Origin of the sequence: Bradyrhizobium sp. 132 (assembly GCF_023074185.1) — a bacterium.
Taxonomy (GTDB): Bacteria; Pseudomonadota; Alphaproteobacteria; order Rhizobiales; family Xanthobacteraceae; genus Bradyrhizobium.
Genome location: NZ_JADPKY010000027.1, coordinates 20483 through 34988, shown reverse-complemented (window position 1 = coordinate 34988; position 14506 = coordinate 20483). Strand labels below are relative to the sequence as shown.

The window sequence follows — 14506 nt, the reverse complement described above, 5'->3', positions numbered from 1 at the left end:
CGCTTCGCTTTCCTCGGCCTCACGCCAGATGGCACGCCACAAAATGCCCCCCTGCGCCTTCCCTCAGCTCAGGGGCGCTCTCCGAACAGCGCGGCTGGGCGATCGGACAGCGGGTGTGGAAGTGGCAGCCTGACGGCGGCTTCATCGGGCTCGGGACGTCGCCCTTGAGACGGATGCGCTCGCGCTTGAGCCTGGGATCGGGCACTGGCACGGCGGACAACAGCGCCCTGGTGTAGGGATGCTGCGGGTTACGATAGAGATCGCTGGCCTTGGCAAGCTCGACGATGCGGCCGAGATACATCACCGCGACGCGGTCGGAGATGTGCTCGACCACCGACAAATCATGCGCGACGAAGAGATAGGTGAGGTTCAACTCGGCCTGAAGATCTTCCAGCAGGTTGATGACCTGGGCCTGAATCGACACGTCGAGCGCCGACACCGGTTCGTCGCAGACGATCAGCTTCGGCTCGACCGCGAGCGCACGCGCGATCACGATGCGCTGGCGCTGGCCGCCGGAGAATTCGTGCGGATAGCGGCGCATATGCTCGGCTTTGAGCCCGACCTTCACCAGCAGGCTCGCGACGCGATCCTCACGCTCCTTGGCCGATGAGCCAAGCTTATGGATGATCAGCGCCTCGCCGAGGATCGCGCCGATCGTCATGCGCGGGTTGAGTGAGGCGAAGGGATCCTGGAACACGAGCTGCATGTTCCGCCGCATCGCGCGCAAATCGGTGCCGCCGAGCTGGCGGACGTCCTGGCCGTCGAACACCACCTCGCCGTCGGTCGGCTCGATCAGGCGCAGCACGCAGCGTCCCGTCGTCGACTTGCCGCAGCCGGATTCGCCGACGAGGCCGAGCGTCTCGCCGCGATTGACCGAGAACGAGACGCCGTCGACCGCGTAGACGCTGCCGACCTGGCGCGACAACAGCCCGCCGTGTACGGGGAAATATTTCTTCAGGCCGCTGACGCGCAGCAGGGGTTCGCTCATGCCGCACCTTCCAACTGCGTATCGCCGAGATGACAGGCCATGCGGTGGCCGGGCGCGATCTGGCGCAGCAGCGGCTCCTTCTCGGTGCAGACGTTCATGGCGTGGCGGCAGCGCGGGGCGAAGCGGCAGCCGACCGGCGGATTGATCAGGATCGGCACCGAGCCGCCAATCGCCTCCAGGCGCGTCTTGTGCTCGCTGTCGAGATCGATGCGCGGGATCGAGCGGATGAGTCCTTGCGTATAGGGATGGCCGGGATTGCTGAAGAGGTCGTCGACAGGCGCCTCCTCCACCACCTTGCCGGCATACATCACGACGACCCGCTGCGCGGTCTCGGCGACGACGCCCATCGCATGGGTGATCAGCATCACCGCCATGCCGAAGCGTTCCTTCATATCCTGGAGCAGGTCGAGGATCTGCGCCTGGATGGTGACGTCGAGGGCCGTGGTGGGCTCGTCGGCGATGATCAGCTTCGGCTTGCAGGCGAGCGCCATCGCGATCATCACGCGCTGGCGCATGCCGCCGGAGAACTGGTGCGGATAGTTGTGCACGCGGCCTTCGGCGTTGGGAATCTGCACCAGCTTCAACATCTCGATGGTGCGCTCGAGCGCCTGCTTCCTGGTCACCGCTTCGTGGCGGCGCAGGCTCTCGGCGATCTGCTCGCCGATGGTGAGCACCGGATTGAGCGAAGTCATCGGCTCCTGAAAGATGAAGCCGATTTCCTTGGCGCGGATCTCGTCGAGCTGACGGCTCGTCAGCGGCACCAGATCGCGGCCCTCGAAGATGATCTCGCCCGCAGCGATGCGGCCCGGCGGCATTGCGATCAGCTTCAGGATCGACATCGCGGTGACGGTCTTGCCGCAGCCGGATTCGCCGACGACACAAAGCGTCTCGCCCCTGTTGATGGAGATGTCGACGCCGTCGACGGCCTGGAGAATGCCGTCGTCGGTGGAGAAGTGGGTCTTCAGTCCCTTGATCTCGAGCAGCGGCGCCATCAGATCACCCGCCGCGCATCGAGCGCGTCACGCAGGCCATCGCCGATGAAGTTGATGGCGACCACCGCGATGAAGATCGCGCCGCCCGGAAACAGAGCCCAGTGCGGCCCGATGTCGAGGAAGTCCTTGGCGTCATAGAGCAGCCGACCCCAGGTCGGTGTATCCGGAGGGAAGCCGAGGCCGAGGAAGGACAGCGTCGATTCCGCGATGATGGCGGCGGCGACGTCGATGGTGCCGGCGATGATCACCGGACCGAGCGCATTGGGCAGGATGTGGCGGACCACTTGCCGCACCGGGCTCGCCCCGAGCGCGCGCGCGGCTTCGACGAATTCCTTCTCACGGATCGACAGGAACTGCGCGCGAACGAGCCGGGCGACCGGCATCCAGCGCAAGCCACCGATCACGAGCACGATCAGGATGAAAATGCCGCCCTCCGGGCCGAACGCGGCCTTCAGCCCGTCGCGGAACAGATAGATCAGCAACAACAGCAGGGGCAATTGCGGCAGCGACAAAAAGAGATCGGTGAGCCACATCAGCCCATGCCCGAGCGCACCGCGCGACATGCCGGCAAGCGAGCCGATCAGCACACCGACAAAGACCGAGACCAGCATCGCGGCGAGTCCGACCGCGAGCGAGATGCGCCCGCCATAGATCATGCGGGCGAGGATGTCCTGTCCGAGATCGTCGGTGCCGAAGGGATGGGCCAGCGACGGCCCCTGCATGCCCGCCACGATATCGATGTCGTCGATCTTGACCCGCCAGACAAAGGGGCCGGCCACCACCGCCAGGATCAGAATGAGGAGCAGGAACGCACTGACCACGGCAAGCTTGTGGCGGCTATAGCGCCGCCACGTCTCGCGCCAGGGCGAGTAGACCCGCCGCTCAGCGGAGGGAGATGCGAGGGTCAAGCCAGCCATAAAGAACGTCCGCGATGAGATTGAACAGCACGACGAGGCACGCAAAGACGAAGGTGACGGCCATCACCACCGGCGTGTCGTTTGAAAGGATGGAGGAGATCAGCAGCGAGCCGATGCCGGGGATGCGGAAAATCTGCTCGGTGACGATGGCGCCGCCGAACACCGCCGGGATTTGCAACGCGATGAGCGTGACGACCGGGATCATCGCGTTGCGCATCACGTGCTTGACGATCACCCGTCGCTGGCCGATGCCCTTGGCGCGCGCGGTGGTGACGTAATCCAGCCGAATGACGTCGAGCATCGCCGAGCGCACGAAGCGCGTCATCGACGCAGCCTGGAACAGGCCGAGCACCGCTACCGGCATGATCGCCTGACGGATCATCTCCAGCACCCAGTGAACCCCCGTGCCCTTGATGTCGGTCGTGTAGACGAAAGGCAGCCAGTCCAGCGTGACCGAGAAGATCAGGATGAACAGGATGCCGGTGAAGAAGGTCGGCAGCGAGAAGCCGACAAAGGCGAGCGTGTTGGCAACCTGGTCGAACAGCGAATAAGGTTTCGTCGCGGCATAGACCCCGACCGGGATCGCGATCAGGAGCGCCAGAATCTGCGCCGATCCGATCACGTAGAGCGTCGTAGGCAGTCGCTGGAGAATGAGCGTGTCGACGTTCATCCGGCTGACGAAGGAGAAACCCCAGTCGCCGTGCAGCATGGCGTTGAGCCAGTGCAGGTAACGAAGGTAGATCGGATCGTCGAGGCCGAACCTCGCCCGAAGCGCGGCCTGCACTTCGGGCGGCACGTTCGGATTGGTCGCCAGTTCCGAGAACGGATCGCCCGGCGCTAATGCGAGCACGACGAAGAGCACGAGCGAAATTCCGAGCAGGCTCGGAATCGCGATCAGGAGGCGACGCAGGACATACTGACTCATGAGGGAAGGAACCGCTCTAGGCGCGCGTGATCATTCCTCGCGATACCAGTCGAACAAATTATCGGTCTCGTTGGCCCAGCCGGAAATGACCGGGCGCAGATTGGTGGCGGCCGCCTCGACCTTCAGGCGGTGCTGCACCGGGATGAACACGGTGTCCTGGTACATGAGGTCATTGGCCTTGATGTAGAGCGCCGCGCGCTTGACCGGATCCATCTCGCCGTCGGCGGCCTGGATGGTCGCGTCGTAGTCCTTGTTGACCCAGCGCGGGAAGTTGGTGCCCTGCCACTTGTTCTCCTTGGTGGCGACAAGGTTCGAAAGGTAGCGACGCATGTGTTGCGACGGATCGGGCTGGCTCAGCGGGATCTGGAACATCTCCATGTCGGCGTAGAACTTGGAATAGGTATCGGGATTGCCGACGTCGGAGGAGAAGAACACGGAGGCCACGACCGATTTCAGCTCGACGTCGATGCCCGCCTTCTGGCAGGCCTGCTTGACGATCGCCTGGGTCTTCTGGCGCGGGCCGTTGATCGAGGTCTGGTAGACGAGCTTCAGCTTCTTGCCGTCCTTCTCGCGGATGCCGTCGACGCCCGGCTTCCAGCCGGCATCGTCGAGGATCTTCGAGGCCTTCTCCACGCTGAACTCCCACGAGGTGTTCTTGGAGACGAATTTTTCCGGCCCGTTGAGGAAGTTGGCGGAGGTCCGGCCGGCGCGGCCGTAGATCGCCTTCTTGACCGACTCGCGATCGATCAGCAACGAGAGTGCCTTGCGCACCGCCGGATCGGAAAACAGCGGGTGCTTGGTCTTCATCGAAGAGCGTTCGCCATCGACCTCGGTGTTGGGATCGGTGAAGTTCAGTGCGATGAACTCCGTGTCGCCGCCGACTGCGTAGACGGTCTTTCCCTTGCCGCCCTTCTCCAGGCGCAGCAGCACGTCGTCCTCGACCTGAATGTTCCAGCCGAAATCATACTCGCCGGTCTGGATCACCGCGCGCGCGGCAGAGACGGCATCGCCGCCGCCCTTCATCTCGATCGAATCGAAATAGGGGCGGTTCGCCATGTGATAATCGGGATTGATCACGCCGCGGACAAGATCGCCCGGCTTGAACTCGACGAACTTGTAGGGGCCGGTGCCGACCGGCGAGAGGTTGCTCGGCGCCTCCCGCGATTTGGACCCCATATAGTCCTTGAACAGATGTTTCGGGATGAGGGTATTGGGAGCCCCGACAAAGGCATCGGCCCAGAACGGCGTCGGCTTGTTGAAGACGATGCGGACCGTGAGGTCGTCCACCTTCTCGACCGTGATGTCGCGGAGCGTCCCGATCGTCAGCGCGGAGGTCGCCGGATCCTTGCCATATTCCCAGTTGAACACGACGTCGTCGGCTGTGAACGGCGTGCCGTCATGCCATTTGACGCCGGGTTTAAGCTTCCAGGTCACCGACTTGCCGTCGGCGGCGAGGCCGCCGTTCTGGATCGAGGGAATTTCGGCGGCCAGAACCAGCTTCATGTTGCCGTCGGGATCCCAACAGGCGAGCGGCTCGTAGAACAGGCGCGCGCCGTCCTGGTCCTTGGTGCCGGTGGCAAAATGCGGATTGAGCAGGGTCGGCCCCTGCCACCACAGCAGCTTGAGCGCACCACCGCCGCCGCGCTTGGTCGGCTTGTAGGTCGAGACGCCCTCAGCCATCGCGACACCGCCAAGCGCGAGGATCTGGTTGGCCAGCGGCGCGGTGAGACCCACGGCAGCCAGGCGCTGAATGAAGCCGCGGCGATCCATCCGCCCGTCCTTCACGTCACCGATCATCGAACGTAGTTCTTTATCCAGCATGGTTGTCCCCCGTCTGGTTCCCGTATGGATGCAGGCGGTCGCGCGAGGCGACCACCGGGCTTGGCTGGCGGTAGATGGCACACCGAATGGGGTGCGCGTCAACAGCGAGCGTGTGTATGCAAACGGTCTTCTGACTGTCTGTTGGGCAAAACCATATTCCGCAGCCCATCCGTTCGGCAATCCAGCATCAAAACAAGCTGGATTCCGCGCTGCACTGCAGAAAATTTGTTCGCCGGATCAGACGAAGTATCGAGGCGAAATTCTACGCCACGGACATGTCGAGCGGTGGCGCGATGTGGTCCGGCAGCGGACAGACGTAAGGCGTCCTGGCCGTCCGCTTCTCGAGGTCAGCCTTGGCGGCCTTGATCAGCTCCGGCTCCGTCAACGCCTTGATGCCGATGCCGGCCATCGCCTTGGCGGCCTGCACCATGGCCTTGTGCGCATGCGCGCTCTTGCCCTGCGCAACCACCTGCCAGGTATGGAAAGGCGTGCCGATTGCAACCGTGGGTGAATGGACCTGCACGGTCGGCACCACCCAGCTCACATCACCCACATCGGTCGAGCCGACCTGCGGGTTACGCTTGGCATCGAGCGGCACCAGGAAGTCGGCCAGCGGCCGATCGGTCGGCTCCATGCCGATCGCATAATAGACCGCGGCGATGTCCTTGTCGCTCAGCGTCGCGCGGATTTGGGTCGCGAAGGTCTTGTCGGCGTCGTCGAAATGCGGCGGGCCGAGCTCTTCCATGACCCGGTGCAGCGCCTGCTCCAAGGGAGCATTGGGCAGGATGTTGGAGACCGCGGAAATGACCTTCATCTCCATCTTGGTCTCTGTCATCAGGGCTGCGCCCTGCGCGATCTTGTTCACGCGCCCGACCAGCTCGTTCATGCCGGACAGGTCGCGGGCGCGGATCGAATAGCGCACACGCGCGTGGGCCTGCACCACGTTCGGCGCGATCCCGCCGGTATCGAGCACCGCGTAGTGGACGCGAGCATCGCTCGGCATGTGCTCGCGCATATAGTTCACGCCGACATTCATCAGCTCCACCGCGTCGAGCGCGGAGCGGCCGAGATGCGGCGAGGCTGCCGCATGCGAGGTACGGCCGGTGAAGATGAAATCGGCGCGCGTGTTAGCGAGGGACGGCGTCACCGCCACCTCCCATAAGCTGCTCGGGTGCCAGGTGATGGCGACATCAGCGTCCTCGAACGCGCCGGAGCGGACCATGAATGCTTTTGCTGCGCCGCCTTCTTCCGCCGGGCAGCCGTAATAACGCACGCGGCCCGGCAACTTGTTCTCGGCGAGCCAGTCCTTCACCGCGGTCGCGGCCAGCAGCGCCGCCGAGCCGAGCAGATTATGACCGCAGCCATGGCCATGGCCACCGGTCTCAATTGGCCGATGTTCCGCGACGCCCGCCTCCTGGCTCAGGCCCGGCAGCGCGTCATATTCCCCCATGAAGGCAATGACCGGTCCGCCCTCACCCCACTCGCCCAACACCGCGGTCGGAATGTCCGCGACGTTCTCGGTGATGCGAAAGCCCTGATGACGCAACTCGGCGAGATGCTCTGCGGCTGACCGCGCCTCGGTGTAGCACACCTCGGGCATGCCCCAGACTTTGTCGCTGAGGTCGATGAAACGCGCCTTGATCGTGTCGATGCCACGCCAGATGTCGCTGCGGTTGTCCATGCTTCGGTCCGTGATCCCTGCGTCAAACGAAACGGCAATGGTTAGCAGCTTCATTGTACCGCGCCTAGCACCTCGCCGAACAGCAGCCATGCGGCCAATGCCGGAGGCCGCCCTGCCGACCGAGCATGAACCGTTCCATTGCCGTTCAAAGATTTCACACGGCGTTCTCCGGAATTGTTGGGGAACGAGGCTTTCAAGACCGCCCCCTCCAGCCTAAATTATGCGTGCTTCGCGCGCCGTTCCGCTAGCCACGGCGGAGCAATACTCTCAGCCAGGAGAACTCGATGCCCGCCCTGACCGAATGGAGAGTACCGCTGGCCAATCAGCCGCGTGCGAGCGATTATGGTTTCGATCTCGACCGCGCGCTCGCGTCCGTGGTCGGCCTGCATGCCATCATCCCGCCGGACGCCTTCAGCGCCGAGACACTGGGCACCGAACGCGCCGGCAACGGCGTCGTGATCGACGACGGGCTGGTGCTCACCATCGGTTATCTGATCACCGAAGCAGAGTCCGTGTGGCTGCATGTCGGAGACGGGCGCGTGGTGGAGGGACATGTGCTCGGCTTCGATGCTGTCACTGGCTTTGGCCTGGTGCAGGCGCTCGGCCAGCTCGACGTCGAACCCTTGCCGCTGGGTATCTCGGCCGAGACCCGGCTCGGCGACCGCGTCGTGGTCGGCGGCGCCGGCGGACGCACGCGTTCGGTTGCGAGCCAGATCGTGGCCAAGCAGGAGTTCGCCGGCTATTGGGAATATCTGCTGGACGAGGCCATCTTCACCCTTCCCGCACACCCGAACTGGGGCGGCACGGCGCTTCTCAACGAGCGCGGCGAGCTGATCGGCATCGGCTCGCTCCAGCTCGAACGCGAGCGCGACGGCAAAGCCGAGCACGTCAACATGATCGTACCGATCGACCTGTTGAAACCGATCCTGGATGATTTGCGCAAGTTCGGCCGCGTCAACAAGCCGGCACGGCCATGGCTCGGACTCTATTCGACAGAGATCGACAACCGCGTGGTGGTGATCGGGATCTCCGCCAACGGCCCGGCCGCCCGTGCCGAGCTCAAGACCGGCGACGTCATCCTCGCCGTGGACGGCGAGAAGGTCACAAGCCAGACCGGCTTCTACAACAAGCTGTGGGGGCTCGGCGCAGCCGGCGTCGACGTGCCGCTGACTGTCCATCATGAAGGCGTCACCTTCGACGTCACGGTGACCTCGACCGATCGCTTCAAGCTCTTGAAGGCGCCGAAGCTGCACTGACAAACCGAACTCAAGCAAGGAAGCGACGATGACCGAGGCCGTCGTTGACGACATCGTGGCCGTGTTGCCGCCGCTGCTCAACGCGCTGGAAGCACTCGGCTTCTTCCAGCGACATTTGCACCCGCCGGCCTTTGCCACCGTGATGAATGCGATCGGCGCGCCGGATGAGGCGCTGCAATCAGCCCGCGCGGCGATCAACGCCTGGCCGGAACAGTTCACAGGACTGCGCGAGCGGCTCGATCGTGCCTGCGACGAGACGCTCGCCGCCTTTGCCGGAATACGCGAGGTCGAGCGCGGCAATGGCGATTTCGTCGCGGTCTTCCGCGCGCTACGCCATGTGCCGCGCGCGCAGGAGGCACTTTATCCGCTGACGGCGCAGTTTCCGCCGGTGAGCGGCTTCTTCCTCAACGCCGCCAATCGCGAGAATGCGGACCTGTTGTCGCGGCTGGAAGCCGGCGCGGGCGAGCACACCGGCATCATCCACGACCACAACGAGCCCGGCAGCCGCGGCGGCTTTTCGGTCTACGTGCCCGAATATTACACGCCCGACCGCGCCATGCCGCTGGTGATGGCGCTGCACGGCGGCAGCGGCAACGGCCGCGGCTTTCTATGGAGCTGGCTGCGCGACGCCCGCAGTCTTGGTGCGATCCTGGTGGCGCCGACCGCGACGGGCCCGACCTGGGCGCTGATGGGTGACGATTCCGACACGCCCAACCTCATGCGCATTCTCGAAACCGTGCGCAACCGCTGGACCATCGACGCCTCGCGCATGCTGCTCACCGGCATGAGCGACGGCGGCACCTTCTGCTACGTCACCGGGCTAGAGGCCGCCTCGCCCTTCACACATCTCGCGCCGGTGTCGGCGACCTTTCATCCGCTGATGGCGGAGATGGCCGACGCCAAGCGCCTGCAGCGTCTGCCGATCTTCATCACCCACGGCAAGCTCGACTGGATGTTTCCGGTGCAGACCGCGCGGCAGACCCAGGCAACGCTCTCCGCCGCCGGTGCCGTCATCACCTATCGCGAGATCGACGACCTCAGCCACACCTATCCGCGCGAGATGAACGCGGAAGTGGTGCAGTGGCTGAACGCATGGCCGACGCCATCATAGCAAGCCCTGCCGCAGAGACACATCGGGCAACACGCCGACACGATCCCGAGCCTCACGCAGGATTCGGCGATCGGCAGCACCCAAGCTGCGAAGATCTCCATCCTCGAAGAAGCCTAACGCGCGCAGCACTTGCGCTGGCTCACCGCCAAACATTCCCCTGAATGCTGCGAGCCCGCGTGGCAGCGACACTCCGGCAGAAACCATTTCAGCAATGTCCCGATAGTCCTTGGCCTCAGCACGATCGAGCGTGGCCTTGAGCTTGGTCGCCAGCAAGTCTTCCAACGACGCCACGAGTATCATGCCGTCGGCCGTCTGCATCGGGTCGTTGACGCGACCAAATCCGATATGTCCGAAAAAGGAAATTTTCACCGAGCCCGAGGGCATATCGGCCAAGATGACCATCGTATTGGGCGCATCCTGAAGGATGGCAGCGCCGTTGAGGAAGCCGAACTGCGCGCGGACGTCCCCCTTGTCCAGTGGAGCGGAGCAAAAGAAGTCGAAATCGAGCGACTCTCGATGTCCGAGTTGGAGCGCCACGGCGGTACCGCCATAGAGGACGAGTCGCAGACGCAGCGCCGGAGCAAGTAAGGGCCAAACTTCGCGCTGAGCGGCAGGCAGGATCGATAATTTTGGCTCAAAACGTCGCGGCATCGAACGCCCTTCGTGGCGCATGCTCCGGCAGCGCTGCACCTGTCGCAAAGGACAGGCGCCCGCGCCAGAATTCCCAGGAACGATCGCTGAACCAACCGGGCTCGGCGTGCAGCATGACATCGACGAGATGCGCGCTCCCCAGCGCTGCCTCCAACTGGAGAATGTCGTCGTACGTTCCGAGGTTCATGATTTGCGAAACGATGCGCCGCTCGGCAAATGGCTCCCCGTCGACCGGTCGCCACCAGAGATATTTGCGGCCGAGCTCGCGGATCAGGCTTTGTGCAGTGTCGCTTGTCATTGGTAGGAGTATAGCGTTTCCAGCCACCTTAATCCACGACCATACGGCCGATCCGGTCCGAACTTGCCTCCCGGTTGCCGACGGAACCGTCCTTGGCGATCCACGTTATCGCCCGTCACCGGAGGTTCGCCATGCAGACTTTTCTCGGAATGATCTTGGGCGCGCTGCTGCTCGGCTGCGGCGTATACGCCTATGACTCCATGCAGACGTCGTCGGTCGCCAATGGCGAGGTCGCGACCACCAATCGCACCATCGTAAACTGGGATGTCGCCAAGGCCGACTGGGACGCGTTGCGCGATCGCGCGCACAAGGACTGGGTCCGCATCTCCTCGAAGTAACAACGCCGTATCATGAACAAGGCGCCGTCGCGGGTCCGCGGCGGCGCCTTTGTGTTGCGCGGTGAATATCACGCGCGTCAGTTCATCTTGGCCTTGCGGGCGTCGGCGATGATCTGCTCGAAGTCGTTGATGCTGAGCACGCCCGGCACGCGGTACTTGCCGACGATAAAGGATGGCGTGCCGCGGAAGCCGAAGGCCTCAGCCTGTTCGTTATTGCGCTTGAGCACGGCATCGATGTCCTTGCCATGGTCGGTGAGGTCGCGCTTCAGGCGGTTCATGTCGACGCTGGCGGCCGCGAGCAGCTCGTCGATGCGCGGCTCGGTCAGGCGCGAGCTGACACCCATCATGGCGTCGTGGGCCGGATGGTATTTGTCCTGGTATTTTGCCGCGAGAGCGATCCGGGCGGCCGTGACCGAAACGGGCCCGAGAATCGGCCAGTCCTTCATCACCAGCCTGACCTTGCCGTCGTCCTGGACGACCTGACGTAGCTCCGGCTCGAGCTTGCGGCAATAGGGGCAATTGTAGTCCGACCATTCGATAATGCTGATATTGCCGTCGGGATTACCGGCGACGGGAACGTCGGGGTCGCGCAGCACCTTGGATTCGGTCAGCACCTCGTCATTGTCGGTGGCCGCCAACGCCGAGGCGATCGCGCCCGTCGCGAGCGCGCCGGCTCCGATCAGCGTCAATGCCGCGCGCCGCGTCGGCACAAGGCTCTTATTCCTGAATCCGGCCATATCTCGCCCCGTTTCGGTCCCATCGCCGCAAATACGGCTCGGGACCGGGAATTGTTACGCGTCATATAGAGCGTTGCGGGCGCGATGTCATCGCCACGCTATGCGGGGATCGCGGCCGGCGCTTGCGAAGCGGCAACGCGCGGCACCATCGCCATCAACGTTCCGGTCATTGTGGCGATCATCGTGACCCTGCCCTCGTGCTCGGCAAACGCCTCGGCCTCGCAAAAGGTCAGCGTGCGGCCGGGCTTGACCACCTCTGCTTTGAAGACGAAACGCTCGCCCCGGGCCGGTGCGAGCAGCGTCGTCTTAAACTCGACGGTGAGGATGTCCGCCTCGCGCGGCATCAGGGTGAAGGCGGCGACGCCGCAGGCATTATCGAGCCCAGCTGTAATAATGCCGGCGTGGATAAAACCGTTCTGCTGCGTGAGGGCCGGCGAGTGCAGCATGGCCAGCTCAACCTCGCCCGGCGCCAGGCGGACGATCACGATGCCGAGCGTGTGCATCGCCGGCTGGCCGTCGAACATGGCGACGGCAGCCGCGCGATAACCCGGGTTCTTCGGCTCGTATGCGGCCATGGCTCAGGCCTCCGCCGGCTCGGCGAGATGCCTCATGGCGATCTCGCGGATGGCATCCGTGAACGGCCCCGATTTGCGCTGGCTACGGTCCATGTGCACGACCGTGATCTCGCAGAATGCGGCGATCTCGTCGGTCTCGGCATTGGCCATGTCGTGCCGGAAGCGGATCGATTTGTCCCGGATCTCGAGCAGATGACTGCGGATCCCGACAATGTCGCCGGCGAGCCGCTCGCGCTTGTAGGTGACGTTCTGCTGCACGGCGGCCATGCCGCGGCCGGAGCCGCGCAGATAGCTCGGCGTCAGCCCGAGACGGGCGAACAGATTCCAGTTGGCCTCATCGAATTTGCCGACATACCACATGATGTTCATGTGGCCGACGTGATCGCACTGCCACGGATAGACCGTGCCGCGATAGGTCGCCTCCTGCTCCATCGCAATTTCTCCCTGCCCTTTTCCGGCCTTTGATTGCTGATACGGTAGCGTATCAGCCTCCTCCCGCGCTAGCAATACGGCACCGTATCAAGCACCGGTGAGGCTTCCTTCATGAGCGACGGCAAGGGCGATGTCTGGGTCGAGGCGGGGTTCACCGAGCTCGCCCGATCGGGGGTCGAGGGGGTGCGGGTCGAGGTGCTCGCCAAGAACCTGGGCGTTACCAAGGGCGGCTTCTACCGCCGCTTCGCCGACCGTGCCGCGCTGCTCGGTGTCATGCTGGAACGCTGGCGCGAGGGGCGCTCGACGGCGATCGCGCAGCAGACGAGTCTCGGTGGCCAAGAGCCCCGCGAGCGGCTGAAGGCGGTGATCCAGCTCTATTCCGAGCGGCTCAATCCGGACGGGATGGCCATCGAGCTCGCGATCCGGCAATGGGCCCGCTCGGACGAGGGCGCAGCGGCAGCGGTGGCGAGCGTGGACGCGGCGCGGCTGAAGCACGTCGCCGAACTCTATCGCGCGACCGGCGTCGAGGCCGAGGCGGCCGAAGCGCAGGCCTTCCTGTTCTACTGCTTCATCTTCGGCCAGAGCCTGCTGTTCGTCGAGCGCGGCCCGCGCAAGCGATCGCAGCTCGTGGCGAAATCGGCCGAGAAGCTACTGGATTAAAGCAAGAGGCCGGAGCTTGGCTCCGGCCTCTGCATCGTCTTGAAGCTTCAGGCGGCGCCCTTCAGCTTCTTGTTGCATTCGCTGTAATAGCCGCCGCCCTTCTCGATCCACTTCATGCCGCCATTGCCGTTGGTGGCCTTGTTGGCGTTGTACTGGTCGACGCAGGTGTGGAGGCGCGCCTTGCCCGCGGTCTCCTTGGCGTATTTCGGATCGACTGCGTTCGGATAGATCGCAGGGCCGGCCGGCAGGGTCGGGGCGGCAGCGGGGGCTGCCTCCTTCTTCGCCTGCTTCGGCTCGGCGGGAGCCCCGGGCGCGGCAGGAGCAGCCGCGGTCGGAGCGGCGGCAGGCGCTGCGTCGGCACCGCACTGAGCCTTGCGGAAGTCATTCCACTTCGTGGTGCCGAGCGACCCGTCCTTCTTGGCGGCCTGATATTTCGCGCTGCACTCCTGGGAAGTCAGCGCCTGCGCCGGCGCACTCGCCACCAGCGCGGCAAAGCCCGACAGCGCAACTGCACACAGCATTTTTGATTGAATGGTCATCCGTGGTCCTCCTCCTTGATCTTCCCCCGAGGGAAGTGAAACGAGGATTGCTATCCTAACGTGCCGCCGGCTTGCGACAAGGAAGCGATGGCTCCTGCCGCCAAAATATAGTGGTCCCTCCCGTTCAGATCGTTCATGTTGCGTTCAGCAATGCGAGCCGACGTTCCCAACCCTTCGCAATTCTCGCAAAGAAGAGTGCAACACCATGACCTTCACCTCTCGCCTCGCCGTCGTCGCCCTCGCCTCCCTGTTCGCCACCGGCACCGCCTTCGCGCAGACTGCCGCGCCGGCGGCCAAGACCGACACCAAGACCACTGCCGCCCCCGCCGACAAAAAGGCGCCGAAGGAGCACTCGGCCGAGTCACTCGAATGCTCCAAGCAGGCGGATGCCAAGGCATTGAAGGGCAAGGAGCGCAAGAAATTCCGCCGCGAATGCATGAAGGAAGCCAAGGCCGGCACGACCGCCGCCCCCGCTGACAAGAAGTAAACCCATCACGGTCTTTGCCGGCTCTCGGCGAGAGGCGCGCGCATTGCGGCATGACGTGGCCGCAATTGTGCGCCTCTTGCTGATTTGCGATAAGGCGG

At 64.1% G+C, this 14506-nt stretch carries 17 protein-coding genes; 5 read left to right on the top strand and 12 right to left on the bottom strand.

Going from position 1 to position 14506, the window contains the following annotated elements; translation table 11 throughout:
• Positions 1-19 precede the first annotated feature (19 nt).
• The 6 genes from IVA74_RS03450 to IVA74_RS03425 form a co-directional block, all read right to left on the bottom strand.
• Positions 20-988: a dipeptide ABC transporter ATP-binding protein gene (locus IVA74_RS03450; RefSeq protein ID WP_247339884.1), complete on the bottom strand. Its 969-nt coding sequence runs from the start codon at positions 986-988 to the stop codon at positions 20-22.
• Positions 985-1980, bottom strand: a complete 996-nt coding sequence (locus IVA74_RS03445; protein WP_247339882.1) for an ABC transporter ATP-binding protein — start codon at positions 1978-1980, stop codon at positions 985-987. Before IVA74_RS03445 ends, IVA74_RS03450 begins: the two co-directional genes overlap by 4 nt.
• Positions 1980-2897: an ABC transporter permease gene (locus IVA74_RS03440; protein WP_247339880.1), complete on the bottom strand. Its 918-nt coding sequence runs from the start codon at positions 2895-2897 to the stop codon at positions 1980-1982. The genes IVA74_RS03445 and IVA74_RS03440 overlap by 1 nt, the downstream gene beginning before the upstream one ends.
• A complete protein-coding gene (locus IVA74_RS03435; protein ID WP_247339878.1) occupies positions 2863-3822 on the bottom strand; it encodes an ABC transporter permease in 960 nt (319 codons plus the stop codon). Before IVA74_RS03435 ends, IVA74_RS03440 begins: the two co-directional genes overlap by 35 nt.
• A 30-nt stretch (positions 3823-3852) precedes the next feature.
• Positions 3853-5643 carry a peptide ABC transporter substrate-binding protein gene (locus tag IVA74_RS03430; RefSeq protein ID WP_247339871.1) on the bottom strand — a complete coding sequence of 597 codons (1791 nt, stop codon included), beginning with the start codon at positions 5641-5643 and terminating at the stop codon, positions 3853-3855.
• 262 nt (positions 5644-5905) lie between these two features.
• Positions 5906-7324, bottom strand: coding sequence for a M20 family metallopeptidase (locus tag IVA74_RS03425; protein ID WP_247339870.1), 1419 nt, complete (start codon positions 7322-7324; stop codon positions 5906-5908).
• A 284-nt stretch (positions 7325-7608) separates the two neighbouring features.
• On the opposite strand from IVA74_RS03425, the gene IVA74_RS03420 reads away from it, so the two are divergent.
• On the top strand, positions 7609-8580 hold the full coding sequence (locus tag IVA74_RS03420; protein WP_247339869.1) for a S1C family serine protease: 972 nt from the start codon (positions 7609-7611) through the stop codon (positions 8578-8580).
• A gap of 28 nt (positions 8581-8608) precedes the next feature.
• Entirely contained in the window at positions 8609-9691 is a 1083-nt protein-coding gene (locus IVA74_RS03415; protein ID WP_247339868.1) for a phospholipase, read from the top strand.
• On the opposite strand, the gene IVA74_RS03410 is transcribed toward IVA74_RS03415, so the two are convergent.
• Positions 9686-10342, bottom strand: a complete 657-nt coding sequence (locus tag IVA74_RS03410; RefSeq protein WP_247339867.1) for a nucleotidyl transferase AbiEii/AbiGii toxin family protein — start codon at positions 10340-10342, stop codon at positions 9686-9688. The two genes, IVA74_RS03415 and IVA74_RS03410, sit on opposite strands and share 6 nt — an antisense overlap.
• Positions 10326-10640, bottom strand: coding sequence for a hypothetical protein (locus IVA74_RS03405; protein WP_247339866.1), 315 nt, complete (start codon positions 10638-10640; stop codon positions 10326-10328). Before IVA74_RS03405 ends, IVA74_RS03410 begins: the two co-directional genes overlap by 17 nt.
• A 131-nt stretch (positions 10641-10771) precedes the next feature.
• Between IVA74_RS03405 and IVA74_RS03400 the strand changes: the two genes are divergently transcribed.
• Positions 10772-10978, top strand: a complete 207-nt coding sequence (locus IVA74_RS03400; protein WP_247339865.1) for a hypothetical protein — start codon at positions 10772-10774, stop codon at positions 10976-10978.
• A 77-nt stretch (positions 10979-11055) separates the two neighbouring features.
• Here IVA74_RS03400 and IVA74_RS03395 read toward each other — a convergent pair whose 3' ends face one another.
• The 3 genes from IVA74_RS03395 to IVA74_RS03385 all read right to left on the bottom strand — a co-directional run bounded on the left by IVA74_RS03395 (position 11056) and on the right by IVA74_RS03385 (position 12722).
• Entirely contained in the window at positions 11056-11715 is a 660-nt protein-coding gene (locus tag IVA74_RS03395) for a DsbA family protein (RefSeq protein ID WP_247339863.1), read from the bottom strand.
• Positions 11716-11813: 98 nt separating this feature from the next.
• Positions 11814-12290 (bottom strand): PaaI family thioesterase, encoded by a 477-nt coding sequence (locus tag IVA74_RS03390; RefSeq protein WP_247339861.1) that lies wholly within the window; start codon positions 12288-12290, stop codon positions 11814-11816.
• A 3-nt stretch (positions 12291-12293) separates the two neighbouring features.
• The gene (locus IVA74_RS03385) at positions 12294-12722 is read right to left on the bottom strand and encodes an acyl-CoA thioesterase (RefSeq protein ID WP_247339858.1); all 429 of its coding nucleotides are present in this window, start codon (positions 12720-12722) and stop codon (positions 12294-12296) included.
• Between the two features lie 111 nt (positions 12723-12833).
• Here IVA74_RS03385 and IVA74_RS03380 point away from each other — a divergent pair, with 111 nt between their 5' ends.
• Positions 12834-13382, top strand: a complete 549-nt coding sequence (locus IVA74_RS03380) for a TetR/AcrR family transcriptional regulator (protein WP_247339856.1) — start codon at positions 12834-12836, stop codon at positions 13380-13382.
• A 47-nt stretch (positions 13383-13429) separates the two neighbouring features.
• Here IVA74_RS03380 and IVA74_RS03375 read toward each other — a convergent pair whose 3' ends face one another.
• Positions 13430-13921 (bottom strand): hypothetical protein, encoded by a 492-nt coding sequence (locus IVA74_RS03375; RefSeq protein ID WP_247339854.1) that lies wholly within the window; start codon positions 13919-13921, stop codon positions 13430-13432.
• Positions 13922-14126: 205 nt separating this feature from the next.
• On the opposite strand from IVA74_RS03375, the gene IVA74_RS03370 reads away from it, so the two are divergent.
• Positions 14127-14408, top strand: a complete 282-nt coding sequence (locus tag IVA74_RS03370; RefSeq protein ID WP_247339852.1) for a PsiF family protein — start codon at positions 14127-14129, stop codon at positions 14406-14408.
• Positions 14409-14506: the final 98 nt, after the last annotated feature.

Coding starts and splice junctions, on each gene's coding strand:
- IVA74_RS03450 (WP_247339884.1), bottom strand. CDS start 988: ATGAGCGAACCCCTGCTGCGCGTCAGCGGCCTGAAGAAATATTTCCCC.
- IVA74_RS03445 (WP_247339882.1), bottom strand. CDS start 1,980: ATGGCGCCGCTGCTCGAGATCAAGGGACTGAAGACCCACTTCTCCACC.
- IVA74_RS03440 (WP_247339880.1), bottom strand. CDS start 2,897: ATGGCTGGCTTGACCCTCGCATCTCCCTCCGCTGAGCGGCGGGTCTAC.
- IVA74_RS03435 (WP_247339878.1), bottom strand. CDS start 3,822: ATGAGTCAGTATGTCCTGCGTCGCCTCCTGATCGCGATTCCGAGCCTG.
- IVA74_RS03430 (WP_247339871.1), bottom strand. CDS start 5,643: ATGCTGGATAAAGAACTACGTTCGATGATCGGTGACGTGAAGGACGGG.
- IVA74_RS03425 (WP_247339870.1), bottom strand. CDS start 7,324: ATGGACAACCGCAGCGACATCTGGCGTGGCATCGACACGATCAAGGCG.
- IVA74_RS03420 (WP_247339869.1), top strand. CDS start 7,609: ATGCCCGCCCTGACCGAATGGAGAGTACCGCTGGCCAATCAGCCGCGT.
- IVA74_RS03415 (WP_247339868.1), top strand. CDS start 8,609: ATGACCGAGGCCGTCGTTGACGACATCGTGGCCGTGTTGCCGCCGCTG.
- IVA74_RS03410 (WP_247339867.1), bottom strand. CDS start 10,342: ATGCCGCGACGTTTTGAGCCAAAATTATCGATCCTGCCTGCCGCTCAG.
- IVA74_RS03405 (WP_247339866.1), bottom strand. CDS start 10,640: ATGACAAGCGACACTGCACAAAGCCTGATCCGCGAGCTCGGCCGCAAA.
- IVA74_RS03400 (WP_247339865.1), top strand. CDS start 10,772: ATGCAGACTTTTCTCGGAATGATCTTGGGCGCGCTGCTGCTCGGCTGC.
- IVA74_RS03395 (WP_247339863.1), bottom strand. CDS start 11,715: ATGGCCGGATTCAGGAATAAGAGCCTTGTGCCGACGCGGCGCGCGGCA.
- IVA74_RS03390 (WP_247339861.1), bottom strand. CDS start 12,290: ATGGCCGCATACGAGCCGAAGAACCCGGGTTATCGCGCGGCTGCCGTC.
- IVA74_RS03385 (WP_247339858.1), bottom strand. CDS start 12,722: ATGGAGCAGGAGGCGACCTATCGCGGCACGGTCTATCCGTGGCAGTGC.
- IVA74_RS03380 (WP_247339856.1), top strand. CDS start 12,834: ATGAGCGACGGCAAGGGCGATGTCTGGGTCGAGGCGGGGTTCACCGAG.
- IVA74_RS03375 (WP_247339854.1), bottom strand. CDS start 13,921: ATGACCATTCAATCAAAAATGCTGTGTGCAGTTGCGCTGTCGGGCTTT.
- IVA74_RS03370 (WP_247339852.1), top strand. CDS start 14,127: ATGACCTTCACCTCTCGCCTCGCCGTCGTCGCCCTCGCCTCCCTGTTC.